We start from the raw sequence: 26,314 nt of genomic DNA, 5'->3' as shown, positions 1-26,314 counted from the left end.
CACCGAGCCGTGGGTGCGGTCAACCGCCGAGCGCCACGTGAGTGCGTCCCGGCCGTCGAGTCGTGACTTGTGGCTGTGGCTGACGACCAAACCTCACGACTCGAGCAGACCGCCGCCAGCCAATCTCCACGAGTCGACGCCGACAACCTCAACCCCGAACTCCGCCGCCACCCACGAAGCCGGAGCCGACAACCGCGATCGGTGCGAGACCCGATCACGTGATCCGCTCGCGAACGCCACCAGCCGCGTGGCGCCGGCAACCAGGCTCGACAACTCCGCGCAAAAGATGTGGACCCGGGAGGGCAACACCGCCGCGCATGACCCTCGCCCGGGACGTACCCAGCAGGCGAGCTGCTCCGGGCACGCGACTCAGCCGGGTCAAACGCTGCGCCGGCGACCTCGGTCGCAGTCACTGGGAAACTCTTCGTCACCCGGTGCACATTTGTTTCCCAACCGCGCGGAGACGATCGCCCACGACCGAACCTGAGTCGACCGCGATGCGGACCGCGTGCCGGTCCGGTGTGCAATCTCAACAGGACGTCTCGCCGCGATCGCGCCCCTGCCGTCCCGTGTCAGGCGTGCGCCTGCCCCGGGCTGGCGCATACGTCCTGTCGAGATGGCACACCCCGGCGCCCCTCGGACCAGTTCGTCCGGAGGGCGGCGCACGGCAAAGTCCCACGACCTCGTGACGTGGGTGTGAGCGCTAGCCCTTGACGGCGCCTTCTTCTACGCCCTTGAAGAAGAAGCGTTGGAGGGTGGCGAAGACGATGACGATCGGGATGAAGGCGATCATCGTCCCGGCGGCGATCAGGCGTGGGTTGTTGGTGAAGGTGCCGGACAGGTACTGCAGGCCGACGGTCAGCGTGTACTTGTCCGGATCGGTCAGCACGATCAGCGGCCACAGGAAGTCGTCCCAGGCGCCGATGAAGGCGAAGATCGCCACCACGCTGATCGTCCCGCGCACCGACGGCAGACCGATGTACAGGAACCGCTGCCAGGCGTTCGCGCCGTCCACCACCGCCGCCTGATCAACCTCCACCGGCAACGAACGGAAAGCGTTGAACATCAGCAGCACGTTCAACGCCCCGATCATGCCCGGTAGTGCGACACCGAACAGCGTGTTCGCCAGCCCGAACTCGCGGACCGTCACGTACTGCGAAATGATCGTGACCTCACCCGGCAGCACCAACGTCGCCAGGAACAACCCGAGCACGATCCGCCGCCCACGGAACTGCAGCCGCGACAGGGCGAACCCGGCCAGCGACGCCCCGATGACGTTGCCGCCGACAACCAGTACGGCGACGACGAGCGAGTTGCGTGCGTAATCCCAGACCGGGATGGTGTCGGTGACCGCCTGGTAGTGGTCGAACGTCGGTTGCGAGGGCAGCAACCGTGGGATCCGGGTGTAGATGTCCTCCCCGGAACCCTTCAGCGACGTCGACAACTGCCACAGGAACGGCCCGATCGTGATCAGCAGGACGAAGACCAGCAGAACATAGCGCGCGGCCTTCTCCCGCGGTGACATCGTGTTGAACCCGAACGCACCCTTCCGCCGCGAAGCTTTCGGCGCCTCGGGGGCGACGGCCGGGCGGGCGGGATCGGTGATGACACTCATGCTTCGGCTCCCCGGCGGTTGAGGCGGGCCAGCACCAGCATCGGTACGACGGTGACGAAGAACAGCACGATCGACAACGCGGACGCGTAGCCGAGGTTGCCCTCGAAGCCCTGGCTGTACTGCTGGATCAGCATCACGACCGAGTTGTCCCGACCGCCCGGACCGCCCTTGCCGCCACTGAGAATGAACAACTCCGAGAACACCCGCAGCGCCGACACCGAGATCAGGATCGCGATCAGCAGCATCGTGCCGCGAACCCCCGGGATGGTGACGTGCACGAATCGGCGCATCGCCCCGGCCCCGTCGACCGCGGCGGCCTCGTGCAGCTCACGACCGACGTTCCCGAGCGCGGCCAGGTAGATGATCATGTAGTACCCGAGCCCCTTCCAGATCGTCAGACTGATCGCGCTGAACAGCAACAGCCACTGGTCGGACAGGAACGGCAGCGGCCCGGAGATGACGCCGAGCTTCTCGGCCAGCCCGTTGACCAGACCGCGGTCGTCGAGGATCCACTGCCAGATCAGCGCCACCACGACCGCGGACGCCACCACCGGGGTGTAGAACGCGGTCCGGAAGAACGTGATCCCGGGCAGCTTCTTCTCCACCAGTACGGCGAGCAGCAGCGGCAGGATGGTCAGGAACGGCAGGCAGACCACCATGTAGATGACGCTGTTCAGCAGCGCCCACCGCAACTGCTCGTCGTGCAGGAGAGTCTCGAAGTTCTTCAGCCCGACGAAGGTGCCGCCGCCGAGCGGCTTGGCGTTCGTGAACGCCAGCACGACGGTGTTGATGGACGGCCACAGGTTGAAGACGAGCAACCACGCGAGTGCTGGGATCACCAGCACCCACGGGGTGAACCAACGGTTGTAACGCATCACTGCGTGAGCAGCTGGTTGGCCTTGGCCACCGCGGCGTCCAGAGCCGCCTGCGACGAGATCTTGCCGGCGATCGCGAGCGAGATCTGCTGTCCGATGAAGTCGTTGGTGGCACCGCTGATCACCGGCGGCTGCAGCACCTTCGCCTTCGCCAGCGACTCGAAGGCGAGCACCTTCGCGTCACTTTCCGGCGTACCGTCGGACTTCGAGAAGTACGGGTCGGAGGCGGAGGCCTTGGTGGACGGGAAGATGTTCACGATCTTCGCGAACGCGGCCTGGTTCTCGGCGTTGGTGACGAACCGGGCGAGCGCGATCGCCGCGGCCTGGTTCTTCGACTTGGCCGAGACCGACAGGCCCTGCACGTACAGCGCCGGGGTGTCGAGGGCCGGCGACGGGGCGACCTTGCCCTTCAGCGACGGGTTGTCCTTGATGAAGTCCTGGATCGCGTTGCCACCGCCGGTGGTCCACGCGACCTTGCCCTGGGTGAAGAGCTTGGAGTTGCCCAGGTACTCGTTGGTCAGGATGTCGCGCGGCATGTACCCGGCCTGGTACGCATCGCGGTACTTGTCCAGCAGCGCGGCGGCCTCGGGGGTGTTGAAGACGAACTTCTTGCCGTCGTCGGACAGGATCTTGATCCCGGCGTTGGTGAAGTCACCGATGCCCGGCAGCCGGCTCATCAGGTATTCCTTGCCGCCGGTCTTGTCGTGCATGACCTTGGCCGCCGCGAGCAGCTCGTCGAAGGTCTTCGGCGGGTTCTTGACGTCCAGGCCGGCCGCGGCGAACTTGGTCGCGTTCCAGTAGGAGATGTCGGTGTTCAGGTACCACGGGTAGCCGAAGGTGCCGTCCATCCCCTCGTACTGGTAGGCCTTGACGCCGCCCTCGACGTACTCCTCGGTCAGCTTCGGGTCCGCGGCGGCGACGTCGAGCAGCATGTTCTGCTTGGCCAGCGACAGCGCGAAGTCCGGCGGCAGGTTGGTGACGTCCGGGAGCTGGCCGGCCGACGCCTGGCTCAGCACCTTCTTGTCGTAGCCGTCGCCGGGCTGGTCCAGCCAGGTGACCTTGGTCCCCGGGTACTTCGCCTCGAACGCCTTGATCACGCCTTCGACGTACGACGTGAACTTGGGCTTCAGCGCCCAGGTCTGGAAGCTGACCTCACCGGTCACCTGAGCGTTCGCGTCCACGGTCGGCTTGGCCCCGGCGTCGCTGCCGGAGTCCTCGGAACCGAGGCCGCAGCCGGCGAGGGTGAGAGCGGCGGCGACAAGACTGACCACGAGCGCCGGACGGCGTCTACGCATGGGATCTCCTGGATTTGATAAACCGGTATAGCTCCCGAACTATCCACATCGTAGAATCCGCTGTCAAGGGACAGCGTGGTTGGCAGCGGCACCCGCGGGGGTGGCGGGCGCCGCTGAGACAACCTCGGACAGGGAGGTGGCCAGGTGGCCAGACCGACGATCGCGGACATCGCGACCAGGGCGGGGGTGTCCAAGGGAGCGGTGTCGTTCGCGCTGAACGGGCGGCCCGGGGTCAGCGACGCGACCCGCGAGCGGATCCTGAAGATCGCCGAGCAGATGAGCTGGCGGCCGCACAGCGCGGCCCGCGCACTCGGTGCGGCGCGGGTGGACTCGGTCGGTATGGTGATCGCCCGCCCGGCCCGGACCCTCGGCGTCGAGCCGTTCTTCGCGCACCTGCTGTCCGGGGTGCAGTCGGGCTTGTCCGCGGAATCGATCTCACTGCAACTGCTGATCGTCGAGGACACCGCGGCCGAGATCGAGGTGTACCGGCGGTGGGCGTCGGAGCACCGCGTCGACGGCGTGATCCTCGTCGACCTGACCGTCAAGGACCCGCGGGTCGAGGAGCTGAAGGCGCTCGAACTGCCCGCCGTCGTGATCGGCGGCCGCGGCGGGAAGGGTGCGCTGTCCTCGGTCTGGGCCGACGACCGCGACGCGATGCTGTCGATCGTCGAGTACCTGGCCGCGCTCGGCCATCGCCGGATCGCGCACGTGGCGGGTACGCCGAACTTCCAGCACACGCAGCGCCGCATCCGCGCCGTACGCGACGCCGCGCCACGACTCGGACTGCTCGAGGCGCCCTCACTGACGACCGATTTCAGCGACTCCGAAGGTGCCGCGATCACCCGCAAACTGCTGTCCCAGCCCGATCGTCCGACCGCCATCGTCTACGACAGCGACGTGATGGCGGTGGCCGGCCTCGGCGTTGCGATGGAGATGGGCGTGACGGTACCCGGCGACCTGTCGATCGTCGCGTTCGACGACTCGATCCTCACCCAGCTGATGCATCCCGCCCTGACCGCCCTGTCCCGCGACACCTTCGACTTCGGCCGGCAGGCGGCCGAGGTGCTGCTGCAGACCATCGCCGACCCCGGCACGGTGGTCAACCGCCGGACCGCCAACCCCGTCCTCACCGTCCGCGAATCCACCGCACCCCCGGCCTGACCAACCGGCTCGCACCAGGCGCCGCAGTTGCCTGGGTGGCCTAAACCGCTTTAGCATCCTCGGCATGGTGTTGGAGAGCGGGCTGCCCGGGTTCGGCGCGAACTACGTTCCGTCGGCGGGGTGGTTCTACAGCTGGCTGGACTACGACGGCGCCGCGGTCCGGCGAGACTTCGCGGACCTGGCCGGCCTCGGGCTGGACCACGTCCGGGTGTTCCCGATCTGGCCGTGGATCCAGCCGAACCGGGCGATCCTCCGCGAGCGGGCGATCGCCGACCTGCTCGACACCGTCGACGCCGCGGCCGAACACGGGCTGACCGTCGCGGTCGACCTGATCCAGGGCCATCTGTCGAGCTTCGACTTCCTCCCGTCCTGGGTGCTGACCTGGCACAAGAGCAGCCTGTTCGAGGACGGTACGGTCCGCGACGGACTCACGGCGTACGTCGACACCGTCGCGCGCGCTGTCGCCGCCATGCCGAACGTGTTCGCGATCACGCTCGGCAACGAGGTCAACAACCTCTGGCCGGACAGCTCGACGACACCGCAGGCCTCGACCGCGTGGGCGCAGGAGCTGCTGGCGACGGTGCGGACGGCGGCGCCCGACGTGCTTGCGCTGCACTCGGTCTTCGACGACGCCTGGTACAAGGGCGACCACCCGTTCCACCCGGCCGACGCGGTGGACCTCGGCGACCTGACGACCGTGCACTCCTGGGTGTTCAACGGGGTTTCGCGCGTCGACGGTCCGCTCGGGCCGGCCACGCTCACGCACGCGGACTACCTGATCGAGCTCGCCAAGTCCCTCGCTCCGGAGCGACCCGTCTGGCTGCAGGAGATCGGCGTACCGGGACCTGACATCCCCGTCGACCTGCAGGCCGAGTTCACCCGGCGGACGGTCGAGCACGTGCTCCCGAACCCCCAGCTGTACGGCGTGACGTGGTGGTCGTCGCACGACATCGACCGGCGCCTGCTCGACTTCCCGGACCGCGAGTACGACCTCGGCCTGTTCACCGTCGACCACGAACGCAAACCGGCCGCGCAGGCGCTCGCCGATGTGATCGCCGACGTCAAGGCGAACGGTGTACCGCAGCAGCCGGCCGCGACCACGCTGACCGCGCCGATCAACCTCCGCACCCAGCCGGAGCGCCGCGCGGAAGTTGCCCCCGGCAGCGAATTCCACCTGCACTGGGTCGAGGCACGGGCCAACGGGCCGGTGCGGATCGAGCTGCCCTGACGCCCCTGTGTCATCTCGACAGGTCGTGTAGGCCCGGATCACCGCCGGCACCACCAGGCTGAGCGTGACCACGGCCGGCTACAGGCGACACCTCCTGTCGAGATGACACGCACCTACCCCTTCCCCGCGATCAACACCTCGATCCCGTCCAAAATCCGGCCCAAACCGAACTCGAGATCGTCATCGAGTTCGTCCTCGTACTCCTGATCGAGGTACAGCGAAGTCACCATCGGGTACCCGCCCTCGATCAGCCGCGGCACCAGGAACTGCCCCACCTGCTCGGCCTGCACCGGCGTCCCGACCTGAGCACCCAGCTGTCGAGCAAGCGCCCCGTAGTTCCGCGCGTACCCGTCCAGCAGCACCAGACAGCCCAGGTTGTCGTGGTGGCTGAGCCCGGTCTCGGCGAGGGCCGCGAGCATCACCTCGACCCAGCGCAGCAGGTTCGGCGTGACCGGCGCGCCCCGGAGCGGTACGTCGAGCAGCCACGGACGCCGGGCGTACAACCCGACCTGCGCGTGCACCCACGCGGTCGCCGCCGCCCGCCAGCCGGACGGTAACTCCGGCGGCACCCCGACGGCCTTGTCGTGGACGAGGACGATCAGCTCTTCCTTCGACCGCACATAGCGGTACATCGCGTTGGTCGTCACGCCCAACTCGGCGGCAATCCGCTGCAGTGAGACTGCCTCGAAGCCGTACCGGTCGCCGAACTCGATGCCGGTGGCCACGATCCGGTCGACCGACAAGGCCGGCTTCGGCCCGCGCCGCTGCACCGGCTGCACGCCCCACGCCAGGGCCAGCCCCGGCGGCAGTTCACCGCGGTCCTCGGTCACGCCTCCCATCCTGACGTACGCCGAAGCTCACCGAACAGGGGTGCTACCACCACCCCGGAGACGGGTGCAGAGCACCAGGCGGGACAACTGTGCAATCCCTACGCTATTTCGTGTCGAACCATCCGGAAAGGACCCTCGCGATGCCCACCACAATCACCACTCAGAGCACCTTGACCACCCTGCTCGAGCCGCTGCTGCTGCCGGACCACGTCCAGCTCACTGCCGCCGACCGCCGCGCCGCCGTCGCGAAACTCGACAGCGCCGCCCGGCAGGCAGCCTGCTGTGGTGGGGCAGCGAGACCTACTACCGCAAGATCTCCGTCACTCGGTGACCTCGACCCAGCCGTAGCCGCCGTCCTCCAAGCGCACGACCTGGAGCCCGGCGGCCAGTCGGCGGACGTCGTCGGTCTCGATCACGCCCATAGCCGGTCCGGCGATGTCCACGACAATCGCGGCCGCACCTTCCTGGATGGCCGCCGTGGCGACCAACTGCGCCTGGGCCGGCATCGGGCGCGCCTCCGGACTCCAGCGGGCCAGGCTTTCGGTGCCGGTGAACGCGAGCAGCGCGTTCCGCCCGTCCTGCCCGCGGAGCAGGGCGACGGCCATGTCCGACGTCTTGTCGTGGGCCAGCCCGTCCTCGCCGTACTCCACCTCGCCGAGCATCGCGACCACCGGCACCAGCAGCCGGGCCCGGGTGAGCGCCGCCAGCACGGCGCCGTGGTCACCGGCCGCGAGCGCGGCGGTCAGCGCCGGATCCGCCGACCCGTCGTCGTTGTCGAATCCGGTGAAAGCCAGTTTCCGCTGCGGTGGTTGCACAGGTTCATTGTCCCCGGACCCCGCTTTCAGGGGTGCGTCAGGGCTCTTCCCCTCTTGGATCGGGTGCGGACTGTGCGAGCCTGGGTATGTGCCTGACTTCAACGATTTGACGCTGCTGCCGTTCTGCGTGGGCCTGACGCTGCTCGGCCTGATCGGCTCGTGGGCCGCCTGGCGGCGCCGCGGAGTCGCGGCCGGCACCCGGGGCGTGGCCTGGTCCCTGCTCCCGGTCTCGCTGTACCTCACCGGTCTGCTGGAACTGGTCTGGGACGTGATCCGCTCCACGGTGAGCTGGGTCACCCACCTGATCTTCTCGCCGACCGTGTGGGCCGGTGTCGCGCTGTTCGGCGTCTCGGTCGTGCTGTACGTCGTCTCGGGTGTGGCCCGCGGCCGGACGGGGAACCGGACCGAGCGGAAGGCCCAGAGGCAGGCACAGCAGAAACCCGCCTCGCCCGCGGGCGAGCTGTCGGCGACCGGCGCCGAGCCGGCGACAGCCACCACCGCCAAAGCTGCCAAGCCGTCCGCGAAGGGAAAGGCGAAGCAGCAGGAATCGTCGGAGTTCGACGAGATCGAGGACATCCTGAAGCGCCATGGAATCAACTGAGAAGGCCGCTGACCACGGTCCGAACCCCCTGAGCATCGACGCGTTGCTGGACAACGTCCAGAGCGCCCCGCCGCGGCTCGGCCGGACGCGCCTGATCGGTATCGACGGGCCGGCGGGTTCCGGCAAGACCACCGTCGCCGCCCGGTTCGAGGCCCGCGCGACACTGCGCGGCCTGAACACGTACGTCCTGCACATGGACGACCTGTACGACGGGTGGACCGGCGCCGAGCGTGGATTCGGGCTGCTCCGCGACCATGTCCTGCAGCGGCTGGCCGACGGCCGCGAGGGGCGGTACCGGCGCTACAACTGGCATCTCGGTGCGTACGACGAGCTGCACGTCGTACCGAACACCGTCGAGCTGCTGATCGTCGAAGGGGTGACCGCGTGCGACCGGGACGCGGCGCACTGGCAGTCCCTGCGGATCTGGGTCGAGACGACCAACGAGGTCCGGCTGGATCGCGGCATCGAGCGCGACGGCGAGGCGCTGCGCGACCACTGGCTGGACTGGATGCGCTGGGAGCGCGACCATTTCGCCGAGCAGGCCACTCGCTCGCGCGCCCACGTGATCGTCGACGGCAACCCGTCGACACCGTTCGACCCGGCGACCGAGCTGGTCGCGACGTCGGTCGCGTTACCGCCTCACGACTCCGCCGCGTCCTGAATCCCGCTCTGCAAACCGTCCTGTAAGCCGTCCCAGGACCAGCGCGGAACGGCCTGTCCCTCGTCGATGTCGTCGGCGTTGTGCCGGTACATCGTGGTGAACGTGGCCCACGCGAAGTAGTCGTGCAGCACCGACCGGACCCGCTCGTCCTCGATCCCGGCGTCCACGACCGCCTCGTCGAAGCAGGCAATCGCGCGCCGGTTCATCTCGTCGTGTTCGCCGTTGCCCGCGTGCCGGCGCTGCACGGAGGCCTCACTGCCGTACGTCGAGGTGTACGCCGGCGGACCGCCCAACGCCTCACCCCAGTACGCGGCCAGCCGCTCGGTGTGATCGGGTTTCGCGCCGCCGTGGAACGCGTGGCTGACGATCTCGTCGGCCATCACCCGCTCGTGCCACGCGGCCGCGAGCCGCAACATCCCGTCGTTTCCACCCGCCGCCTCGTAAACGGTCTCCATGGCGTCAGTCTGCTGCATCCCGGCGAGCCGGTCACGGACCAGGCCGCGCTCGGGCTCGGATCCCGCGAGGGCAAGGGCCTGTTCGTAGGCGGCCGCGGCCTCCGGTAGCCGGTTGAGGCGCTGAAGGAGGTCGGCTCGGGCCAGTATGTAGGGGTGGTAGTCCCGCAGCAGCGGCTCGGTCGACAGTTCGTCGAGCAGCGCCAGGCCGGCGGCCGGCCCGTCGCGCAGTGCTACCGCGGCGGCGCGGTTGAGGGCGACGACCGGCGACGGGTCGAGTTCGAGCAGGACGTCGTACAGCTGGACGATCTGCGCCCAGTCGGTGCCGGCGAATTCCGCGGCCTCGTCGTGGACGGCGTTGATCGCGGCCTGAACGGCGTACGGTCCCGGCGCCCCGCCGGTCAGTGCGCGGACGACGAGCGAACGTCCCTCCTCGATCATGGCCCGGTCCCAGCGCGAGCGGTCCTGGTCCTCGAGCAGCACGATCTCGCCGTCCGGGCCGGTTCGGGCATCGCGGCGGGCGTGGATCAGCAGCATCAGCGCGAGCAGCCCCGTCACCTCGCGCGCGTCCGGAAGCAGCCGGTGCAGGATGCGGGCCAGGCGGATCGCTTCCGCGGCGAGGTCGAGGCGTTGCAGGTACGGTCCGGAGCTCGCGGCGTACCCCTCGGTGAAAACCGAGTAGATCACCTGCAGTACGCCGGGCAGCCGCTCCGGCAGCTCGTCCGGCGCGGGCACCCGGAACGGGATCCGCGCGGTCCGGATCTTCTGCTTTGCGCGGACGATCCGCTTGGCCATCGTCGCCGTCGGGACCAGGAACGCCCGCGCGACCTCCGGCGTGGTCAGCCCGGCCAGACAGCGCAGCGTCAACGCACCGCGGTCCTCGGGTGCGAGGGCGGGATGCGCGCAGGTGAAGAACAGTTGCAGGCGCTCGTCGGGCAATTCGTCCCCGGGCGCCTGCGGCGCGGGGCGTTCCGCCTCGACCTGGAGGATCGCCAGTTTGGCGGCGTACACCTGGTCCCGCCGGAGCCGGTCGACCGCCTTCCGCCGGGCGGTGGTCATCAGCCAGCCGCCCGGGTTCGGCGGTACGCCGTCGATCGGCCAGCGGACGAGCGCCGCCTCGATCGCCTCCGACGTGACCTCCTCGGCCAGGTCGAGGTCGCCGAACCGGCGCGACAGCGCGGCCAGCAGCCGGCCCCGCTCCTCCCGGAAGACGGCCTCGACCTGGTCCATCCGCGCGCCGCCCGTCAGAACTCGGCGACCGGGCGGACGTCGACCGAACCGCCGCCGCGTGACCCTGGGCACTTGGCGGCCCAGTCGAGGGCGACGTCCAGATCCGGTACGTCGATCACGTAGAACCCGCCGAGCACCTCCCGGGTCTCCGCGTACGGACCGTCGGTCACCGTGCGCCTGCCGTCGTTCGCGACCTGCACGCGGGTGGCGGTGACGAGGTCGGCGAGCGACTCGGACGCCACCACCACACCCGCCTCCTGGATCTCCTTGTCGAAGCGCATCCAGTCCTCGGGCTCGCAGCCCACCGGCGCGTCCTGCGCGTCCAGTTCGCCGGCGTTGATCAGCAGCATGTACTTCATGGCGTACCTCCTGTGGGTGTTTACAGCATCACCACGAATGGGGTCGCCCTCGATGGACACGTCGGTGAGGATGGGGACATGGATGTTTTCCCATCGGGTGCGCAGTGGGTCCTTCGCGGCGGCGGATACGAGGCGACGGTGGTGAGCGTCGGCGGCGGGCTGCGCGGGCTCACGTACGACGGGCGCCCGGTCCTGCTGGGGTACGCCGAGGACGAGGCGGCGCATGCGGGTATCGGGCAGCACCTGTTCCCGTGGCCGAACCGGATCACCGACGGGCAGTACACGTTCGAGGGCGTGGAGCAGCAACTCGCCCTGACCGAGCCCGCGCGGCACAACGCGATCCACGGCCTGACCCGTTGGGCGAACTGGACCCGGATCGACGACGGCTCCGACGAGACGACCGTGGTCGCCGGGCACCGCCTGCACGGCCGGCCCGGTTACCCGCACCAGCTCGACCTACGCCTCGAGTACCGCCTGACCGACAAGCTGACCGTGACTGCCACGGCCACGAACATCGGCCGGAGTACGGCGCCGTACGGCTATGGGGCGCACCCGTATCTGAGCGTGGGACGCTCGATCGACGACTGTGTGCTCGAGTTCACCGCGGCCGGCCGCCTCGAGGTGTCCGCGGACCAGATGACGCCGACCGGACTCACGCCGGTCGCGGACTCGCCGTACGACTTCAGCGGCGGCCGGCCGATCGGGTCGACGACGATCGACAACGCCTTCACCGGTCTGGGCGGCGAGTGGTCGGTGTCGCTGACCGACCCGGACAGCGGCGCCCGTTCGGTGCTGACGAGCGACACCCCGTGGATGCAGCTGTTCACCGGAGAGGCGGTCGGGCGTACGGCGCTCGCGGTCGAGCCGATGACCTGCCCGCCGGACGCCTTCCGCACCGGTCAGGACCTGGTGGTTCTCCAGCCGGGCGAGGCGCACACCACCAGCTTCACGGTGTCTGTTTAGGCCCGGCGCCGTGGTCGCGGGCGACGGCTGCCAGTTCCTTGGCGGCCTTGGTCGCCCGCGCACCTTCGGAGGCCTGCACCGCGAGGATGCCGATCCGGTTGCCGTCGGCGTCGAACAGCTGCAGCCACGCGTCCCCCGAGCGGAACCTCAGCGCAGTCACGTCCGCCCAAGGCAGCGTGTAGGACTTGAACACGTTCCGGATCCGCAGCCGGTCCGGGTACGCCGTCACGCGCAGCGTCGACATCCGGTACAGGATCCAGAGCACCGCGCCGAAGAACAGCAGCAACGTGGCGCGCTGGAACCAGTCGAAGCTCTCCCGGTCGGCCGGCGACAGCCGGAACCAGATGACGCCGAAGATCACGATCAGCGACAGCCCCATGCCGGTCGCCATCAGCGCGATGATCCGCGGATGGAACCCGTACAGCGCGTCCGACGACCCGGGCATGGCGGTGATCTCAGATCCGGCAGGCGTGGATGTCCGTGGTGAGGATCGCACGGGCGCCGACCTCCCACAGCTGGTCCATCAGCCGCTGCGCCTCGGCGCGCTTGACCATCACCCGGACGGCGACCCAGCCTTGCCGGTGCAGCGGGGACACGGTCGGCGACTCCAGGCCGGGCGCGACTGCGGTGGCCGCGTCCACCTGCTCGGCGCGGATGTCGTAGTCCATCATCACGTAGTTGCGGGCGATCAGGACGCCCTCGAGCCGGCGGACCAACTGCTGCAGGCCGTTCGGCGGGCTGTCGGCGCCGTTCCGTTTGATCAGCACGGCCTCCGACTGCAGGATCGGGTCGCCGAACACCTCCAGACCGGCCTGACGCAGCGTCGTACCGGTCTCGACGACGTCCGCGATCACGTCCGCGACGCCGAGCTGGATGGCCGACTCGACGGCCCCGTCCAGGCGCACGACCGACGCCTCGACTCCATTCTCGCCCAGGTAGTCCTGCAGCACCCCGGCGTACGACGTGGCGATCCGCTTGCCCGCGAGGTCCTTGACGGAGTCCGCGACGCCCGGCCGCCCGGCGAACCGGAAGGTGGAGGCGCCGAAGCCGAGGTTCATCAGTTCGTGCGCGTCCGCGTGCGAGTCCAGCACGAGGTCACGGCCGGAGATGCCGACGTCGAGCGTGCCCTCGCCGACGTACACCGCGATGTCCCGCGGGCGAAGGTAGTAGAACTCGACCTCGTTGGCCGCGTCGGTGAGGGTCAGGTCCTTCGTCGACCGGCGCTGTTTGTAGCCGGCCTCGACAAGCATCTCGGTGGCTGCTTCGCTGAGCGAGCCCTTGTTCGGTACTGCGACGCGCAGCATGGTGACTGCCCTTTCTGAGGTGTGAACCGGTGATCTGTGGAGTCGCTCCTACAGATGTCGGTACACGTCGTCGAGGTCCAGGCCGAGCGCGTGCATCATCACCTGGGCGTGGTACAGCAGCTGTGACAGCTCCTCCGCGGCCCGGTCCTTGCTCTCGTACTCGGCCGCCATCCAGGACTCGGCGGCTTCCTCGACCAGCTTCTTGCCGATCGCGTGCACGCCGGCATCCAGCGCCGCCACGGTCCCGGATCCTTCCGGCCGCGTCGCCGCCTTCTCTCCCAGCTCGGCAAACAGCTCCTCAAAACTCTTCATCGCGCCCCCAGCCTACGGGGCCCAGGCCGGACCCCGGCCCCCAGGTCCGCCGACCGGACCCATTTCGCTGACCTGCTCTAGGTCACAGTCGACGCGCTGGAGCGGGTGCGGGGCGGTGAATGCGCGTCGACGTACCAGTCGTGCCGCTCGGCCAGCAGCCGCTTGACCATGGCGTAGTCCATGGTGCCCTCGGGCGTGCGGAGGTGGTACGGCGGCGGGTAGAACGCGTCACCCAGCAGCGCGACCCCGTCGGCGACGGCGATCACCGAGTCGGGCGCGTGGTTGCCTCCGACATGCCGCAGTACGACGCCGTTCGGCAGCGTGAGGGTGTCGTCGAAGGTCCGGTCCGGGGGGACGATCCGGAAATCGGTCCAGTCGGGGACGGCGAGGGCTCGGGCGCGGAAGCTCGGCCCGAGCTTCGGGTCGGACTCGACCTGGTCGTGCAGGTAGCGGTGGCTCCACGGGCGCTCGGCCTCGGCCGCGAGCAGGTCGACGGCACTGGAGTGGGCGACGACGGTGACGCCGGGCCAGGCGCCGGCGCCCCAGGTGTGGTCCCAGTGGTGATGCGTGTAGACGAGCCAGGTCGGCGCGGGCAGGCCGGCTGTGGCGATCGCCGTACCGATCGCCCGGGCGTGTTCGGGACTGTTGCCGGCGTCGACCAGGACGCTGCCACGGTCGTCGGCGATCACGGCGACGGACGGACGGATCGCGTCCGGATCGGGGTCGTGCGGATAGATCCAGACCCGGCCGGCCAGGTGCTGCAGCATGTGGCCGACGATAGCTGGATGCACAGTCCACGGAGAGCGCGCGAACTCGGCGTCGTCGTCGGCACCCTGCCCACCGGACCGCTCAATGCGATCACCGACGTGCCCGGCGTACAGGTCGGGCAGACCACGATCACCGGCGACGGGCTGAACACCGGCGTCACCGCGATCGTGCCCGACGGGTGGGCGGAGACGCTGCCGGCCGCGATTGCTGTCGGCAACGGGTACGGGAAGCTGGTCGGCAGTACGCAGGTCGACGAGCTCGGGGTGATCGAGACGCCGATCCTGCTCACCGGGACGTTGAGCACCTTCCGGGTCGCGGATGCGCTGATCACCTGGCTGCTCGAGCGCAACCCGAAGGCCACCAGCCTCAACCCGGTGGTCGGGGAGACCAACGACGGTCAGCTCTCCGACATTCGCCGCCGTCCGATCACGCCCGAGCACGTGTTCGCCGCGCTCGACTCGGCGTCGTCCGCGCTCCCGGACGAAGGCTGCGTGGGCGCCGGGACGGGGACCACGGCGCTGGGATTCAAAGCCGGGATCGGCACGGCCTCGCGGGCGCTGTCCGGGAACACGGTCGGGGCGTTGGTGCAGGCGAACTTCTCCGGTCTGCTGACCGTTCTCGGGCGTCCGATCCCGGCCGAGCCGATCGACGCGGACGGGAACTCCTGCATGATCGTGGTCGCGACCGATCTCCCGCTCGATGCCCGACAGCTCGGCCGGCTGGCCCGACGGGCGGTCTTCGCGATGGGCCGCGTGGGGTCCGACTACGCGCCGGGCAGTGGGGACTACGCGATCGCCTTCAGCACCACCCGGACGTCCGGCTTCGCCGACCGCGACCTTCGTGGCCCGTTCCAGGCCGTCACCGAGGCGGTCGAGGAAGCGTTGCTCAATTCGTTGACGATGGCCGAGACAACCACCGGCTTCCAGGACCGCACCGCTCGCGCACTCCCCCACGGCCTCGTCGCCGAGGCCTTAAGCAGGCACTGAAACGCGGTCGCTCGTCCGGGTCTGAACGGCTGAGGTGACGAGCGTGCCGAAGGCCAGGACGGCCGCGACCGTGCGGATCACATGGGCGACCTGCCAGCGATCGCGGACCTCGGGCTCAGCCTGTGGATCATCAGCACCCCACCCCGATCGGCTGCCCGATCGTCGCCGGGTCGTCGAGTACCGCGAGCATCAGGTGCGCGACGTCCGCCCTCGAGACCGAGAGGGTGCGCGGAACGGTGCCTCCAACAACGGTTCGGTACTGGCCGGTGAGCGCCTTGTCGGTGAGCTTCGGCGGGCGGACGATCGTCCACTCCGTGCGGCTCGACGCGATGTCCGCCTCCATCACGCGCAGGTCGGCATACACGTCGGCAGCGGACCAGTTGATCGCCGGGTACAGGATCCGCCGGTTGAGGAAGCTTTCGTCCGCGGGGATCGGTCCGAGCGGCGCGGCCGAGACCGCGACGAACCGCCGTACCCCGGTTGCCTCCATTGCGGCAAGGATCGACTTCGTACTGCGTGACGCGACCGGGCCGTCCTTACGTCCGCGGGGCCCGACGCCCGAGATCACCGCCGCGCTTGCGTCGACGGCCTCGCGCAACGGGTCCGCCGCATCGAGCCCAGGCACCCGGACCACCTCCAGCGACGGATGGGTGACCTCGAACGCCGACCGGACCACCGCCGTCACCTTGTGCCCCGCTTCGAGCGCCTGCCGGACGATCTGTCCACCGATCCCACCGGTCGCCCCGAACACCGTGATTCTCACCGCCGTCTCCCTCCGCATAGTACGAGAATCGTAATATATGGGATAGAGAGAATCTGGGTGGGGACGCCCAGGTATGCAGAAGTCGCCCAGAAAGCGGTTACCAGGCCCGATTTCGGAGGTTCTGCAGTGCTGGAGGTTCAGGGGTAGAGGTCGAGCAGCTTCTGACCGAGGGTGCGCAGCTCGGTGCGGAGCTCCGGCGGTCCGAGCACCTCGACCGCGTCGCCGAAGCGGCTGAGCGATGCCGCGGCGTTGGCGACCGACTCGATCGGGATCGTCACCACCACGCTCCCGTCCGGCTCGGGCACCGCGGCATCGACCGCCTTCACCAGCGCCGGATAGGAGACGTCGTGCATCGTGCTGGCGAGGCCGGGTGACACCTTGACGACCGCTTCGGCGGTGAACCGGACGCGGTCGAAGTTCTCCAGGTGGTCCTGCCAGAAGCGTGCGAGCTCGAAGTCCGTGGGTCGTTCGAACGACTCGTCGGTCGGCGTCAGGTCGAGGATGTTCGACACGCGATACGTCCGGACACCACCCGGCGCGGACGCCACGACATACCAACTGCCGTTCTTCAGCACCAACCCGTACGGCTCGAGGATCCGCTCGACCTCACGCGGCTCCTCCCACCGGCGGTACCGGACCTTGATCCGGCGGTCGTGGAGCACCGCGTCGGCGACCGCGGACAGCTGCGGCGAGGTTTCGGCGTCCCGGTACCAGGCGGGCAGATCGAGGTGGAAACGGTTCTTCAGCCGTCCGGCGCGGTCGCGCTGGTCGGGCGCGAGCGCGGCGAGCAGCTTGAGTTCGGCGGCACTCGTCTCCGCGGTCAGGCCGAGCGCGGCGGCGGCACCGGGCATCCCGACCAGGAACAACGCGGCGGCTTCCTGCTCGGTGAGGCCGGTCAGCCGGGTGCGGTACCCCTCGACCAGACGGTACCCGCCGGCGCGGCCCTGGTCGGCGTACACCGGCACGCCGGCGGCCGCGAGCGCCTCGACGTCGCGGTAGATCGTCCGCAGCGACACCTCGAGCTCGTCGGCGAGCTCGCGCGCGGTCAGCTGCCGGCGCGTCTGCAGCAACAGCAGGATGGACAACAGCCGGCTCGAACGCATGTTTCGAGGTTAGCCGTTATCACTGCCATGGATTGTCAGGTTTCGGCCGCAGGCTGGTCCGTATGACGACTTGGACCAAGCTGACCGGCGACTTCGACTTCTTCCAGGGGTACTACGACGTGCACCACCGCGAACTCAAGGAACGCCTCGCGGGCTGCGACGAGTGGATCGAGTACGACGGGACCACGACCGCGCACACGTACTTCGACGGGCAGATCAGCATCGACGAGACACGCTTCCCGACGAAGGGGGTGTACGGATTGTCGCTGCGCTTGTTCGACCCGGAGACCAGGCAATGGAGCATCTGGTGGATCAGCAGCAAGACGATGACGCTCTTCCCACCGGTGCACGGCGCATGGACCGAGGACGGGTCGCGCTGCCGGCTGGTCGGTGAAGACACCCACGAGGGCCGGCCGATCCTGTGCAGCTTCGAGTGGTCCGACATCACCGAGAACAGCGCACATTGGGAGCAGGCGTACTCCGAGGACGGCGGCGAGACCTGGGAGACCAACTGGACCATGGACTTCACTCGGCGGGACACTCCCCCACCCGCCCTCGACGTACCGAAGGTCACCGACGACTTCGACTTCCTGGTCGGCCGCTGGTCGTTCCACAACCGGCGGCGGCGTCCGGTGTTCGGCGAGCCACACGAGTGGTACGAGCACGACGCCACGCTGCAGGCCACGACGTACCTCGACGGTGCGATCAGTTTCGACGAGGGCTGGTTCCCGAGCGAAGGGTTCCGCGGCGCGACGTTCCGGATCTACGACCCGGAGACCAAGACCTGGTCGATTCACTGGATCAACAGCAAGCGCGGGAAGCTCGAATCACCCGTCGTCGGTTCCTTCGGACCGGACGGCACCGGCGTCTTCGAAGGGCCTGACGAGTGGGAGGGGCAGCCGATCGACGTCCGCTTCCACTGGACCACCGGGACCGACAAGGCTGCCTGGGAGCAGACGTTCTCGAACGACAACGGCCGGACCTGGACCACCAACTGGCTCATGGAGCACAGCCGGATCGAGTGAAATCCACCGGACAGCCGGCGAGCGCCCGGGTAGGTTGCCAGGAATGGACACCCCGGACATCGAGCGGGCGATCGCGGCCGCAACAGCAATCGCCCGCTCGCAGGGACTGCCGGCCGACGAGGCGACAGTGCTGCACAACTCGAACAAGCTGGCGCTGCGCATCACGCCGGGCGACACCTTCGCCCGGGTCGCTCCCCTGGGTGAAGAGGTCGCGCAGTTCGAGGTCGACCTCGCCCGGCAACTCGCCACGTCCGGAAGCCCGGTGGTGTCGCTGGAGCCGCGCGTGGAGCCGAAGGTGTACGTCGAGGACGGCTTCGCCGTGACGCTGTGGACGTACTACGAACCGCTGACACCACACGTCTCGCCGATCGAGTACGCCGACGCGCTGCAGCGACTGCACGTGGGGATGCGCACGATCGGCCTGCCAAGCCCGCGGTTCACGGATCGCGTCGCGGAGGCGGAGGAGATCGTCGACGACCCGACTCGTTCGCCCGAACTGAGTGACGCCGACCGCGCGTTCCTGGGCGACCGACTGCGCAGCGTCCGGAAGGCGATCGAGGAGCGCGGCGCCGCGGAGCAACTGCTGCACGGCGAGCCCCATCCGGGCAATCTGCTCGCCACCGAGGCAGGCACGCTGTTCATCGACTTCGAGACGTGCTGCCGCGGCCCGGTCGAGTTCGATCTCGCCCATGTGCCGCAGGCGGTCTGCGACCACTACCCGGGAATCGACGCCGAGCTTCTGGACGCCTGCCGGCAGCTCGTGCTCGCCATGGTCGCGGCGTGGCGCTGGGACGCCGGCGACCAGTTCCCCGACGGACGCCGGTTCGGCGAGGAGCTCCTGCGCTCACTGCGCGCGGGAGCTCCGTGGCCGACACTCGACACCCTCGCGGGTTAGGTCAGCCGACGGACCGCTTGTCGGTCAGGACCGCCGACGGACCGCTTGTCGGTCAGGACAGCCGGCGGACCGCGGCCAGCGTCGCCAGGGCGGCCTCGGTGGCCTCGTACCCCTTGTCCTCCCGGCTGTCGGGAAGGCCGGCGCGGTCCAGGGCCTGCGGGTCGTTGTCGCAGGTGAGGACGCCGAAGCCGACCGGTACGCCGGTGCTGACGCCGACCTGCATCAGGCCTTCGGTCGCCGCCTGGCAGACGTACTCGAAGTGCGGGGTGTCGCCGCGGATCACCACGCCGAGCGCGACCACGGCGTCGTACCCGGCCTTGGCCGCGTGCAGCGCCGCGACCGGCAGCTCGAACGAGCCGGGCACGCGGATGACCGTGTGCTCGGCACCGGCGTCTGCCACTGCGCGGAGGGCACCGGCGAGCAGACCGTCGGTGACCTTCGGGTGCCACTGGGCTGCGACGATCGCGACCCGGGCGCCTTCCACGCGGGGTACCTCGATGGTGGGTGCTCCACTGCCCGACATCATCCGGCTCCGTTCTCTTCGGTCAACACGCCACCTGGCAGATGGTGGCCCATCCGGTCACGTTTGGTCCGCAGGTACCGCAGGTTGTGCTCGGTCGGGTCGATGAAGATGCCGCGCCGCTCGACCACCTCGATGCCGTACCCCTGCACTCCGGCGAGCTTGTCCGGGTTGTTCGTCAGCAGCCGCGCCGAGGTCACGCCGAGGTCGGCGAGGATCTGCGCGCCGGTCCCGTAGTCGCGCGCGTCGGCCGGCAGCCCGAGGTCGAGATTGGCATCGACCGTGTCCCGGCCGGCATCCTGCAACTCGTACGCCTGCAGCTTGTGCAGCAGGCCGATCCCGCGGCCCTCGTGACCGCGCAGGTACACGACCACCCCGCCCTCGGCAGCCACCTGGCGAAGCGCCTCGTCCAGCTGCGGACCGCAGTCGCAGCGCAGCGACCCGAAGACATCGCCAGTCAGGCACTCGGAGTGCAGCCGAACCAGCGTGGGCCCGTCACCGATCTCACCGCGCACCAGCGCGAGCTGCTCCGAGCCGTCCACGATGTTGCGGTAGCCGTGGGCAACGAAGTCGCCGTACCGCGTCGGCAGCGTCGTCGTCGCGACCCGCTGGATCTGCGACTCGGTCCGCCGCCGGTACCGGATCAGGTCGTCGATCGAGACCAGCACCAGGCCGTGCTCGTCGGCGAATGTGCGCAACTCCTGACCGCGCTTCATCGTCCCGTCGTCGTTCACGAGCTCCGAGATCACCGCCGCCGGCGTCAGCCCGGCCAGTCGCGCCAGGTCGATCGAGGCCTCGGTGTGCCCCGGCCGGACCAGTACGCCGCCCTCGCGGCCGCGTAGTGGGAACACGTGGCCCGGCTGCACCAGGTCGTACGGCTCCGAGGCGGAATCGGTCAGCACACGAATCGTCCGCGCCCGGTCGGCGGCCGAGATGCCGGTGGAGATCCCGTCGCGGGCGTCGACCGAGATCGTGTACGCCGTCCGCATCCGCTCCCGGTTGTGCGGCGTCATCAACGGGATGCCGAGCCGGTCCAGCTCCGCCCCCTCCATCGGCACACACACCACGCCGGAGCTGTAGCGGATCAGGAACGCCAGCAACTCGGGCGTCGCCTTGGACGCCGCGAAGATCAGGTCGCCCTCGTTCTCGCGGTCCTCGTCGTCGACGACGATCACCGGCCGGCCGGCGCGGATCTCGTCGATCGCGTGCTCGATCGTGTCGAGCTTCAGTACGTCACCCATCTAGCCCACCGCCATCGGCTCGGGCGTCTCGGCCCGCTCGCGGTCCTGGATCTTCCACCAGGACGCGAATCCGAGGACGCAGAACAGTCCGTACACGATGTACATCGCGGCGGACGGATAGAAATGTGCTTGCACCAGCAGCGGTACGCCGACCACGTCGACGGCGATCCAGATCAGCCAGAACTCGACGAACCCACGGGCCATCCCGTACGTCGCCAGGATCGAACCGGTGAGGATCCACGCGTCCCACTGCGGGCCCCATGAACCGAGCGCCTGCAGTACGAAGTACGAAATCGCGTACAGCACGACACCGATCCCGAGCAGCTCGATCCGCTCCCGCGCGGTCGCCCAGCGTGGCTGCACGGCCGTCGCCGCACCGGCGTGGCGGGTCTGGTACCAGCGGTACCAGCCGTACAGGCTGACCAGCGCGAAGAACACCTGCCGACCGGCCTGACCCCAGAGGTCCTTGTCCTGCGGGGTGTCGAAGATCCCGCCGACGAAGACCGTGAACAGCAGCACGTTGCCGACGATGCCGACCGGCCAGGCGGCCACCAGCCGGCGCATGCCGAACAGTGCGCTGGCCAGGCCGAACACGTTGCCGACGATCTCCCGGACGAGCACCGGCGAGCCGGCGATCGTCACCTGGGAGTGCAGCAGCCAGTCGATCGGGTTCACTCCTGCGCTCCGTTCCGGTCCGTGCCCGAGCCGATGCCGACACCGTTGCCGACACCGTTGCCGACACCGTTGCCGGCACCGTTGCCGGCGGCAAGCAGGCGCTCGACGTACTTCGCGATCACGTCGACCTCGAGGTTCACCACGTCCCCGACCTGGTTGCGGCCGAGCACGGTCAGCTCCAGCGTGGTCGGGATCAGACTGACCCCGAACGTCCCGGACACGTCGTCCACGTCGGTCACGGTCAGCGAGACGCCGTCGATCGCGATCGAGCCCTTCTCCGCGACGTACTTGAGGATCTCCGGCGAGGTCGCCACCCGGACGTCCTCCCAGTGCTCGCCGGGGGTCCGCGACGCGATCGTGCCGGTGCCGTCGACGTGCCCTTGGACGATGTGGCCGCCGAGCCGCTCGTGCGCCGCGACGGCGCGCTCGAGGTTGACCGTCGAGCCCTTCTCCAGGCCGCCGAGGCTGGTGCGCTGCAGCGTCTCGCGCATCACGTCCGCGGTGAACGCGCCACCGCCGTACTCGACCACCGTCAGGCAGCAGCCGTTGACCGCGATCGAGGCACCGTGCGCGGCGTCCTCGGTCACCTTCTCGCCGCGGATGGTGAGCCGGGCGGCGTCACTTCCCACCAGATCCAGCGACTCCACGGTGCCGAGCTCTTCGATGATGCCGGTGAACATCTACTTTCCTCCCAGAGGAACCAGGGTCAGCCGGACGTCGTCGCCCAAGCGGCTGACGTCCGCTAGCTTGAACCGCCGCAGGTGGTCGATCGATTCCGCACCGAGGTCGCCGATCGCGGCGTACCCGGCGCCGAGCACGGCCGGGGCGACGTACGCGACGATCTGGTCGACCAGACCGGCGCGCAGGAACGCGGCGGCCAGCGTCGGACCGCCTTCGAGCCAGAGGTGCCGGATTTGCCGGTCGTCCAACTGCCGGAGCACCTCGGCGGGATCATGGGTCGGCAGCAGCAAGGTCTCCGCGCGGTCGTTGCGGACCCGCGCGGTCGGCGGGATCTCCCGATCGCCGACCACCACCCGCAGCGGCTGCCGCGCCACGGGGACGTCGAATTCATCGCGAACGGTCAGCTCGGGGTCGTCGTTCAGCACCGTCTGGGTGCCGACGACGATCGCGTCACAGGCTGCCCGCTGCCGGTGCACGTCGGCGCGTGCGAGCGGGCCGGTGATCCACTTGCTGGTGCCGTCCGGCGCCGCGGACCGTCCGTCGAGCGTGGTCGCGAACTTCCAGGTCACGAACGGCCGACCGGCCCGGACACTGTGCAGCCAGACGTAGTTGACCGCCTCGGCCTCGTCCCGCAGTACCCCCTCGAGAACCTCGACGTTCTTGCTCCGCAGCTTGTCGGCGCCACCGGCAGCGGTGCGGTTCGGATCCGGTACGGCGTACACGACGCGGGCGATCCCGGCCTCGACGAGGGCGTCGGCACACGGACCGGTCCGGCCGGTGTGGTTGCACGGTTCGAGCGTCACGTACGCCGTACCGCCGCGGGCGCGGGTACCGGCCATCCGGAGCGCCTCGACCTCGGCGTGCGGGCCGCCGGCGACGGCATGGAAGCCCTCACCCGCCGGATGTCCGTCGGAACCGGTGATCACACAGCCGACCACCGGGTTGGGATGCGTGCTGCCGATCCCTCTCGCAGCCAATTCGACCGCCCGGCGCATCCAGGCGATGTCGATCGGCGTCGCGTCGTTCACTTGCGGCCCCTCGTCGTACGGACGTACTTCCGGGGCCGTTGATCGGCACGTCCGCTCCGCCGCCCTGCCAGGACCGCTCGGATCCTGGCACCTCGGTCCGGTCTCGCCGGACCTCGCCGCCGCGGTCCCGTGGGCTCGCCGCCCACGCTCCGCGCCGCCGGGCGCCGGAGCGCACCCGCCGACCGCGTGCGCCTCCCATCCGGACTTTCACCGTCGGTCCTGGAATTCCACCAGGTCAACCGGTCGCCGTACCGCAGCGATCGGGTCGCGGACTGTCACCGCCGGCTCGGAATTACACCGACCCCGGAGCACGCGAGTGGGTTCACTCGTGCCTCCAGTATGCCCGCCCGCGCAATCCGCACCACGACCCAGGTCACATCCTGGGCGCAGCCGCGGCCGATATACCACAAGATCACTCGACTTTCGGTCGCGTCTCATACCTCGACGGGCACGGAATGTGCCGGGCGGAGACGGTGTTGGCTTGCTGACAGCGGGACCGACCGTTCCGCCTTTCCACGTTGGCTTGCAGTTGGACAGCAGAGGAGACAGTTGTGCGCGCGTTCGGCGCTTTTCGGCGGGTTGTCGCAGTCATCGGGGCCGTCACCCTGGCCGGTGCGATGGTTGCCTGCGGCAGCGACCAGGAGGATGCGGCCGCCGGCGGCCCGGATCTGGGACTGATCAAGGCGGGCACCCTGCGGATCGGCACCCTGACCGACGCCCCGCCGAACGTGTACGTGAAGGACGGCAAGTTCACCGGCTTCGACAACGACCTGATCACCGCGGTCGCGGCGAAGCTGAACCTGAAGCCCGAGTTCGTCGGCACCGACTTCTCCGCGCTGCTCTCGCAGGTGAACGGCGGCCAGTTCGACCTCGGCAGCTCGTCGATCACGGTCACCGAGGCGCGCAAGAAGACGGTTGCGTTCAGCAACGGCTACGACTTCGGCTACCTCGGGCTGAACACCACCAAGGACTCCGGGATCACGTCGTTCGACCAGCTCTCCGGCAAGCGCGTCGTGGTCGTCCAGGGCACCGTCCAGGACGACTACGCCACCGGCAAGAACCTCGACCCGGTCCGGGTGCCGAACTACAACGCCGCGCTCGGCCAGCTCAAGGCCGGTACGGCGGACGCCTGGGTCTCACCGGCCGAGATCGGCGAGAAGATGGCAAAGGAGCAGGGCGGCGGCACGGTGATCCTGGCCGCGAAGGAGCTCAGTGACGCGCCGATGGCGTTCGCCGTCGCGAAGAGCAACGACAAGCTCCGCGAGGCCGTCAACAAGGCTCTCGACGAGGTGATCGCCGACGGCACCTGGACCAAGCTCGTCGAGCAGTACTACCCGGGCCGCGCCGTACCGGCGAACTTCAAGCCCGGCAGCGGCTCGGTCCAGTTCACGGCTCCCAAGTCCTGATGGGCATCTGGTCCACCCTGAACGACACCTTCCTCGACTGGGAGTCGATGAAGGCGGTCCTGCCGGAGATGCTGAAGGTGGGACTGGTCAACACCCTGATCCTGGCGGCCGCCTCGGTCGTGCTGGGCACCCTGCTCGGCATGGTCGTGGCGGTCCTCGCCCTGTCCACCAAGCGCTGGCTGCGGTGGCCGGCGAAGATCTACACCGACATCTTCCGCGGCCTGCCCGCGATCCTCACCATCCTGCTGATCGGCCAGGGCCTGTCGCCGATCACCCGGCACTGGTGGGGCCCGAACCCGTACCCGCTCGGCATCCTCGCCCTGTCGCTGATCGCCGCCGCCTACATCGGCGAGATCTTCCGCTCCGGCATCCAGAGCGTGGAGAAGGGCCAACTCGAGGCCGCCCGCGCGCTGGGCTTCGGCTACACCAGCGGCATGCGGCTGGTCGTCATCCCGCAGGGCGTCCGACGGGTGCTCCCCGCGCTGGTGAACCAGTTCATCGCGCTGGTGAAGGAATCCAGCCTGGTGTACTTCCTCGGACTGCTCGCCAGCCAGCGCGAGCTGTTCCGGATCGGCCAGGACGCGGCCGCGACCAACGGCAACCTGTCGCCGTTGCTGCTCGCCGGCATCTTCTACCTGGTCATCACGGTTCCGTTGACGCACCTGGTGAACTACTTCGACAAGCGGCTGCGCGAGGGCCGGCCGGCCGAGCCGGAGGACGTCAAGCTGGAGGAGCTCGCCCATGCGAACCATTGAGGGCACCAGCCTGGAGGTGTCCGGCGTCGAGCTGGCGTTCGGCAGCAACAAGGTGCTGCGCGGCGTCGACCTCGCCGTACCCGCGGGACAGACCGCCTGCGTGATCGGGCCGTCCGGCTCCGGCAAGTCGACGTTGCTGCGCGCAATCAACCGGTTACTCGAGCCGGACGCCGGTGACGTGCGGCTCGGCGGCGAGTCGGTACTGCGGGGCAACCCCGACGAACTGCGCCGCCGGATCGGGATGGTGTTCCAGCACTTCAACCTGTTCCCGCACAAGAACGTGATCGACAACATCACGCTGCCGCTGCGCAAGATCAAGAAGCTCGACGCGGATGCCGCGCGCTCCGCCGCGCTGGCGCAACTCGAACTGGTCGGCCTGGCACACAAGGCCGACGCCCGGCCCGGGCACCTGTCCGGCGGGCAGCAGCAGCGGGTGGCGATCGCGCGGGCGCTGGCGATGGAGCCCGAGGTGATGCTGTTCGACGAGGCCACCTCGGCGCTCGACCCGGAGCTCGTCAAGGGAGTGCTGGCGTTGATGGCCGACCTCGCCGGGGCCGGTATGACGATGGTTGTGGTCACCCACGAGATGGGATTCGCCCGCGAGGTCGCGGACCAGGTCGCGTTCATGGACCACGGCGTGGTCGTCGAGTCCGGCGTACCCGGGCAGATCTTCGGCGCGGCCGAGTCGCCGAGGTTGCGCCAATTTCTGTCCCAGGTGCTTTAGCGTGTCCTTCAGCTGACGTGAGGTCCAGCTGAGGTAGTGCACC

Annotated in this window: 29 protein-coding genes and 1 riboswitch; of the genes, 11 read left to right on the top strand and 18 right to left on the bottom strand. The window is 69.1% G+C overall.

The window, feature by feature from the left end; translation table 11 throughout:
- Positions 1–703: 703 nt before the first annotated feature.
- Genes AB0B82_RS14675 through AB0B82_RS14665 form a run of 3 tightly spaced genes read right to left on the bottom strand, consistent with a single transcriptional unit; the run spans position 704 to position 3,785 of the window.
- Positions 704–1,615, bottom strand: a complete 912-nt coding sequence (locus AB0B82_RS14675) for a carbohydrate ABC transporter permease (RefSeq protein WP_360167108.1) — start codon at positions 1,613–1,615, stop codon at positions 704–706.
- Complete coding sequence (locus AB0B82_RS14670; RefSeq protein WP_360167105.1) at positions 1,612–2,490, bottom strand: sugar ABC transporter permease; 879 nt, start codon at positions 2,488–2,490, stop codon at positions 1,612–1,614. Before AB0B82_RS14670 ends, AB0B82_RS14675 begins: the two co-directional genes overlap by 4 nt.
- Positions 2,490–3,785 carry a sugar ABC transporter substrate-binding protein gene (locus AB0B82_RS14665; RefSeq protein ID WP_360167102.1) on the bottom strand — a complete coding sequence of 432 codons (1,296 nt, stop codon included), beginning with the start codon at positions 3,783–3,785 and terminating at the stop codon, positions 2,490–2,492. The genes AB0B82_RS14670 and AB0B82_RS14665 overlap by 1 nt, the downstream gene beginning before the upstream one ends.
- Before the next feature lie 144 nt (positions 3,786–3,929).
- On the opposite strand from AB0B82_RS14665, the gene AB0B82_RS14660 reads away from it, so the two are divergent.
- Together AB0B82_RS14660 and AB0B82_RS14655 are read left to right on the top strand one after the other, a co-directional pair.
- Positions 3,930–4,946 carry a LacI family DNA-binding transcriptional regulator gene (locus AB0B82_RS14660; RefSeq protein WP_360167099.1) on the top strand — a complete coding sequence of 339 codons (1,017 nt, stop codon included), beginning with the start codon at positions 3,930–3,932 and terminating at the stop codon, positions 4,944–4,946.
- Between the two features lie 64 nt (positions 4,947–5,010).
- Positions 5,011–6,174, top strand: coding sequence for a glycosyl hydrolase (locus tag AB0B82_RS14655; protein WP_360167096.1), 1,164 nt, complete (start codon positions 5,011–5,013; stop codon positions 6,172–6,174).
- A gap of 113 nt (positions 6,175–6,287) precedes the next feature.
- Here AB0B82_RS14655 and AB0B82_RS14650 read toward each other — a convergent pair whose 3' ends face one another.
- Both AB0B82_RS14650 and AB0B82_RS14645 read right to left on the bottom strand, forming a co-directional pair.
- Positions 6,288–7,004: a TetR/AcrR family transcriptional regulator gene (locus AB0B82_RS14650; RefSeq protein ID WP_360167093.1), complete on the bottom strand. Its 717-nt coding sequence runs from the start codon at positions 7,002–7,004 to the stop codon at positions 6,288–6,290.
- 320 nt (positions 7,005–7,324) lie between these two features.
- Positions 7,325–7,819 (bottom strand): SseB family protein, encoded by a 495-nt coding sequence (locus AB0B82_RS14645; protein WP_360167090.1) that lies wholly within the window; start codon positions 7,817–7,819, stop codon positions 7,325–7,327.
- 88 nt (positions 7,820–7,907) lie between these two features.
- Here AB0B82_RS14645 and AB0B82_RS14640 point away from each other — a divergent pair, with 88 nt between their 5' ends.
- Entirely contained in the window at positions 7,908–8,420 is a 513-nt protein-coding gene (locus tag AB0B82_RS14640) for a hypothetical protein (protein WP_360167087.1), read from the top strand.
- Positions 8,407–9,081, top strand: coding sequence for a hypothetical protein (locus AB0B82_RS14635; protein ID WP_360167084.1), 675 nt, complete (start codon positions 8,407–8,409; stop codon positions 9,079–9,081). The genes AB0B82_RS14640 and AB0B82_RS14635 overlap by 14 nt, the downstream gene beginning before the upstream one ends.
- Here AB0B82_RS14635 and AB0B82_RS14630 read toward each other — a convergent pair.
- Positions 9,060–10,763 carry a DUF6596 domain-containing protein gene (locus AB0B82_RS14630; protein ID WP_360167081.1) on the bottom strand — a complete coding sequence of 568 codons (1,704 nt, stop codon included), beginning with the start codon at positions 10,761–10,763 and terminating at the stop codon, positions 9,060–9,062. The genes AB0B82_RS14635 and AB0B82_RS14630 overlap by 22 nt on opposite strands.
- 14 nt (positions 10,764–10,777) lie before the next feature.
- Positions 10,778–11,122, bottom strand: coding sequence for a YciI family protein (locus AB0B82_RS14625; RefSeq protein ID WP_360167078.1), 345 nt, complete (start codon positions 11,120–11,122; stop codon positions 10,778–10,780).
- A 78-nt stretch (positions 11,123–11,200) separates the two neighbouring features.
- Between AB0B82_RS14625 and AB0B82_RS14620 the strand changes: the two genes are divergently transcribed.
- Entirely contained in the window at positions 11,201–12,085 is an 885-nt protein-coding gene (locus tag AB0B82_RS14620; RefSeq protein ID WP_360167075.1) for an aldose 1-epimerase family protein, read from the top strand.
- Here the strand turns inward: AB0B82_RS14620 and AB0B82_RS14615 are convergent.
- The 4 genes from AB0B82_RS14615 to AB0B82_RS14600 all read right to left on the bottom strand — a co-directional run bounded on the left by AB0B82_RS14615 (position 12,069) and on the right by AB0B82_RS14600 (position 14,468).
- Entirely contained in the window at positions 12,069–12,530 is a 462-nt protein-coding gene (locus tag AB0B82_RS14615) for a PH domain-containing protein (protein ID WP_360167072.1), read from the bottom strand. The two genes, AB0B82_RS14620 and AB0B82_RS14615, sit on opposite strands and share 17 nt — an antisense overlap.
- Positions 12,531–12,540: 10 nt before the next feature.
- Positions 12,541–13,389, bottom strand: coding sequence for an ATP phosphoribosyltransferase (hisG, locus tag AB0B82_RS14610; RefSeq protein ID WP_360167069.1), 849 nt, complete (start codon positions 13,387–13,389; stop codon positions 12,541–12,543).
- 48 nt (positions 13,390–13,437) lie between these two features.
- Positions 13,438–13,701, bottom strand: coding sequence for a phosphoribosyl-ATP diphosphatase (locus AB0B82_RS14605; RefSeq protein WP_360167066.1), 264 nt, complete (start codon positions 13,699–13,701; stop codon positions 13,438–13,440).
- 77 nt (positions 13,702–13,778) lie between these two features.
- Complete coding sequence (locus AB0B82_RS14600; protein ID WP_360167063.1) at positions 13,779–14,468, bottom strand: MBL fold metallo-hydrolase; 690 nt, start codon at positions 14,466–14,468, stop codon at positions 13,779–13,781.
- A gap of 18 nt (positions 14,469–14,486) precedes the next feature.
- Between AB0B82_RS14600 and AB0B82_RS14595 the strand changes: the two genes are divergently transcribed.
- A complete protein-coding gene (locus AB0B82_RS14595; protein WP_360167060.1) occupies positions 14,487–15,455 on the top strand; it encodes a P1 family peptidase in 969 nt (322 codons plus the stop codon).
- 130 nt (positions 15,456–15,585) lie between these two features.
- Here AB0B82_RS14595 and AB0B82_RS14590 read toward each other — a convergent pair whose 3' ends face one another.
- Positions 15,586–16,218: an NAD(P)H-binding protein gene (locus AB0B82_RS14590; protein WP_360167057.1), complete on the bottom strand. Its 633-nt coding sequence runs from the start codon at positions 16,216–16,218 to the stop codon at positions 15,586–15,588.
- Positions 16,219–16,355: 137 nt separating this feature from the next.
- Positions 16,356–17,321 carry a WYL domain-containing protein gene (locus tag AB0B82_RS14585; RefSeq protein ID WP_360167054.1) on the bottom strand — a complete coding sequence of 322 codons (966 nt, stop codon included), beginning with the start codon at positions 17,319–17,321 and terminating at the stop codon, positions 16,356–16,358.
- Between the two features lie 62 nt (positions 17,322–17,383).
- Between AB0B82_RS14585 and AB0B82_RS14580 the strand changes: the two genes are divergently transcribed.
- Both AB0B82_RS14580 and AB0B82_RS14575 read left to right on the top strand, forming a co-directional pair.
- The gene (locus AB0B82_RS14580) at positions 17,384–18,346 is read left to right on the top strand and encodes a hypothetical protein (RefSeq protein WP_360167051.1); all 963 of its coding nucleotides are present in this window, start codon (positions 17,384–17,386) and stop codon (positions 18,344–18,346) included.
- Between the two features lie 43 nt (positions 18,347–18,389).
- A complete protein-coding gene (locus AB0B82_RS14575) occupies positions 18,390–19,241 on the top strand; it encodes an aminoglycoside phosphotransferase family protein (protein ID WP_360167048.1) in 852 nt (283 codons plus the stop codon).
- A gap of 52 nt (positions 19,242–19,293) precedes the next feature.
- Here AB0B82_RS14575 and ribH read toward each other — a convergent pair whose 3' ends face one another.
- Genes ribH through ribD form a run of 5 tightly spaced genes read right to left on the bottom strand, consistent with a single transcriptional unit; the run spans position 19,294 to position 23,353 of the window.
- On the bottom strand, positions 19,294–19,764 hold the full coding sequence (gene ribH / locus AB0B82_RS14570; protein WP_360167045.1) for a 6,7-dimethyl-8-ribityllumazine synthase: 471 nt from the start codon (positions 19,762–19,764) through the stop codon (positions 19,294–19,296).
- A complete protein-coding gene (locus AB0B82_RS14565) occupies positions 19,764–21,002 on the bottom strand; it encodes a bifunctional 3,4-dihydroxy-2-butanone-4-phosphate synthase/GTP cyclohydrolase II (protein ID WP_360167042.1) in 1,239 nt (412 codons plus the stop codon). Before AB0B82_RS14565 ends, ribH begins: the two co-directional genes overlap by 1 nt.
- Positions 21,003–21,677, bottom strand: a complete 675-nt coding sequence (gene pnuC / locus AB0B82_RS14560; RefSeq protein WP_360167039.1) for a nicotinamide riboside transporter PnuC — start codon at positions 21,675–21,677, stop codon at positions 21,003–21,005.
- On the bottom strand, positions 21,674–22,357 hold the full coding sequence (locus tag AB0B82_RS14555; RefSeq protein ID WP_360167036.1) for a riboflavin synthase: 684 nt from the start codon (positions 22,355–22,357) through the stop codon (positions 21,674–21,676). The genes pnuC and AB0B82_RS14555 overlap by 4 nt, the downstream gene beginning before the upstream one ends.
- A complete protein-coding gene (gene ribD / locus AB0B82_RS14550; RefSeq protein WP_360167165.1) occupies positions 22,358–23,353 on the bottom strand; it encodes a bifunctional diaminohydroxyphosphoribosylaminopyrimidine deaminase/5-amino-6-(5-phosphoribosylamino)uracil reductase RibD in 996 nt (331 codons plus the stop codon).
- Between the two features lie 215 nt (positions 23,354–23,568).
- Positions 23,569–23,702, bottom strand: a riboswitch (FMN riboswitch).
- Between the two features lie 235 nt (positions 23,703–23,937).
- Between ribD and AB0B82_RS14545 the strand changes: the two genes are divergently transcribed.
- The 3 genes from AB0B82_RS14545 to AB0B82_RS14535 are packed head-to-tail and all read left to right on the top strand — an operon-like array spanning position 23,938 to position 26,271.
- Positions 23,938–24,792 (top strand): ABC transporter substrate-binding protein, encoded by an 855-nt coding sequence (locus AB0B82_RS14545; RefSeq protein WP_360167033.1) that lies wholly within the window; start codon positions 23,938–23,940, stop codon positions 24,790–24,792.
- Positions 24,792–25,547, top strand: coding sequence for an amino acid ABC transporter permease (locus AB0B82_RS14540; protein WP_360167030.1), 756 nt, complete (start codon positions 24,792–24,794; stop codon positions 25,545–25,547). The genes AB0B82_RS14545 and AB0B82_RS14540 overlap by 1 nt, the downstream gene beginning before the upstream one ends.
- The gene (locus tag AB0B82_RS14535) at positions 25,534–26,271 is read left to right on the top strand and encodes an amino acid ABC transporter ATP-binding protein (protein ID WP_360167027.1); all 738 of its coding nucleotides are present in this window, start codon (positions 25,534–25,536) and stop codon (positions 26,269–26,271) included. The genes AB0B82_RS14540 and AB0B82_RS14535 overlap by 14 nt, the downstream gene beginning before the upstream one ends.
- Positions 26,272–26,314: the final 43 nt, after the last annotated feature.

This window comes from Kribbella sp. NPDC048915 (assembly GCF_040649595.1).
In the GTDB taxonomy this organism is placed as follows: domain Bacteria; phylum Actinomycetota; class Actinomycetes; order Propionibacteriales; family Kribbellaceae; genus Kribbella.
The sequence above is the reverse complement of the archived record's forward strand: the minus strand, read 5'-3'. Positions and strand labels throughout refer to the sequence as shown.